This is a genomic window from Isoptericola sp. NPDC060257 (assembly GCF_042726645.1).
Taxonomy (GTDB): Bacteria; Actinomycetota; Actinomycetes; order Actinomycetales; family Cellulomonadaceae; genus Isoptericola; species Isoptericola nanjingensis.
On the sequence record NZ_JBHXAW010000413.1, the window covers coordinates 1 to 2,521 of the forward strand.

General features: G+C 73.2%; 1 protein-coding gene. It reads left to right on the forward strand.

What is annotated here, in order from left to right:
- The first annotated feature begins 435 nt into the window (after window positions 1-435).
- Window positions 436-2,475 (forward strand): hypothetical protein, encoded by a 2,040-nt coding sequence (locus tag ACFWEK_RS20730; protein WP_430555262.1) that lies wholly within the window; start codon window positions 436-438, stop codon window positions 2,473-2,475.
- The last annotated feature ends 46 nt before the right edge of the window (window positions 2,476-2,521 follow it).

Consider the following 2,521-nt stretch of genomic DNA (forward strand, 5'->3'; position numbering starts at 1 on the left):
ATGCCTACAACGGGCTGGCCGGGAGGGCCGTCGCGGCGGCGGGCGGGCGGGTCAGGCGTCCGGGTGGGACTCGACGCGCTTCTTCAGCCCGGCGAGGGCGCGGTCGATGATGACCTTCTCGGGCCTGGGTCGATATGTCGGAGAACGTCCCTCGTGGGTCCCATACTGACGTGCAGCACCGCCGGACCGCGCCCGCGCGACGAGGCGACCGGCCCCGAGCGGTCGTGGCCACGCCGGCCGTGCTTCGTCTCGTGGCCGCTCCGTCGGCCGCTCATCCTCGGAGGACCCGTGGAACCTCTCCACCCGGCGGCGCGACGACGTCGCGGTCGCGCGGCGGCGCTCGTCACGGCACTGGCTCTGGTCGTCACACCGCTCCTGGTCGCACCACCGGCCTCGGCGTCAGTCGTCGCGACGGAGGCCGCGGACGAACCGACGGTGGCCCCGACGGACGTCGTCGCCCCGACGGCGGACGAGCTCCTCGTCGACGGCACGCTGCAGGTCGGCGAGGAGGTCGCGATCGACCCGCGGCCGGAGCTGTGGGCGCCGGCCGGGACCGGGCTCGCCTTCACCTACCGCTGGTTCGCCGGCGACGCCCTGGTCGCGGAGGGCGCGGAGCCCACGCTGACGCTCGGGCCCGCGACGGTCGGCGAGCAGGTCAGCGTCGAGGTCACCGGCACGGCCCCCGAGGGTGCCGTCGACGGCGCGACCTCGGCGTCGGTCGTGGTCGTCGCCGACGGCACCGTGGCCGAGGGCGAGCTCGTGGCCGCCGCTCCGACGATCAGCGGGACGGTGCGGTTCGGGCAGACCCTCACTGCGGACGCCGGCGCCTGGGAGCCGGTGGCCACGCTGACGTACCAGTGGTGGCGTGGCAGGGACCCCGTCGACGGCGCGACGAAGCCGACGTACACCCTGACGGCCGCCGACCTGGGCAGGACGATCGTGGTCACGGTGTCGGGCGCCGCGGAGGGCTACGCGCCCCGGACGCTCACGTCGGACCGGACCGCCGCGGTCGTCGCGGCCGGCCTGTCCGCGGGGACGCCCACGATCAGCGGCACCGTGCGCGTGGGCTCGAAGGTCACCGCCAAGCCGGGCACCTGGACCTCCGGGACCACGCTCAGCTACCAGTGGTACGTGTCCGGAACGAAGGTCTCGGGCGCCACGGGGTCGACGTACACGCTGCCGTCGACGGCCGAGGGCCGGACCCTCACGGTCAAGGTGACCGGGAAGAAGACCGGGTACACCACCGTCACGAGGACGAGCGCCGGCACGAAGGTCGCGCCGGGGGTGCTGTCGGCGCCGAGGCCGGGCATCAAGGGCACCGTCAAGGTGGGCAGCACGGTCTCCGTGTCGCGCGGGACGTGGAACCCCGGGGCGACGACCTACCGCTACCAGTGGAAGATCAGCGGCCGGTCGATCCCGGGCGCCACGCGCTCCACGTACACGATCCCGTCGAGGTACGCGGGCAGGACGCTGACCGTCGCCGTGACGGGCAGCCGCAGCGGCTACACGACGCGCACCGTGACGAGCTCCGGCGCGGCCGTGCTGCGCGTCTACTCCAGGACCTCCGCGCCCCAGGTCTCCGGGACCGTCCGCGTCGGCTCCACGCTCAAGGTGAGCGGCAAGGGCACCTGGAGCCCCGCGCCGACGTCGTGGAAGTACCAGTGGAAGGCGAACGGCACCGCCATCAAGGGCGCCACGAGGTCGTCGTTCACGCTGACGTCGGCCCAGCACGGCAAGAAGATCACCGTGACCGTCTCCGGCGTCCGCTCGGGGTACGCGACGTCGTCCCGGACCAGCGCGGCCACCGCCGCGGTGGCCTGGCCCGTGGGCGTCAGCACGCCCAAGGTGACGAACCAGCCCGACGCCCTGTGGGTCAAGACCGGCCAGTCCGCCCGGTTCTCGGCGTCCGCGACCGGCGGCAGGCTGAAGTACCAGTGGCAGGTGCGGACGGCGGAGTCGGGCACGTGGAAGAACGTGTCCGACCGCACCTCGTCGTCCTACGCGTTCACCGCGCGATCCAGGCACACGCTCGCCGACTACCGCGTGCGGGTGTCGAACGTCGCAGGGACGGCCTACTCGAAGGCGGCCACGCTCTGGGTCGACTCCAGCAGGTCGGACCCCTACGCGCCCGGCAAGTGGTTCGTGGGCAACTTCTGGATGCAGTCCCTCTGGGACACCGAGGCGGGGACGGTCGACGGGGCGTCCTTCGTCGGCGCGTGGTTCGTCGGGTGCTCGCTCGGGGACCCGGCCGTGAGCGTCTGGGACGACCTGGCGATCTCGTACGTCGGGTCGAACGGCAAGACCTACCGTGCCGACGCCTATCCCTACGCGACGGAGGACGGCTGCGAGCAGATCGTCGTCGAGGCCGACGGCGTCAGCCGCTCCGTGGCCGACGGCGGCGTGTGGAAGATCGTCGACAGCTCGGGGTCGTGGATGTACGGGTCGTCGACGCAGTGGGTGCGCGGGCTGAGCTGACCGCCGACGCGTGACCCGGGGTCGTGGCTCGTCGCACCCGGGCGAC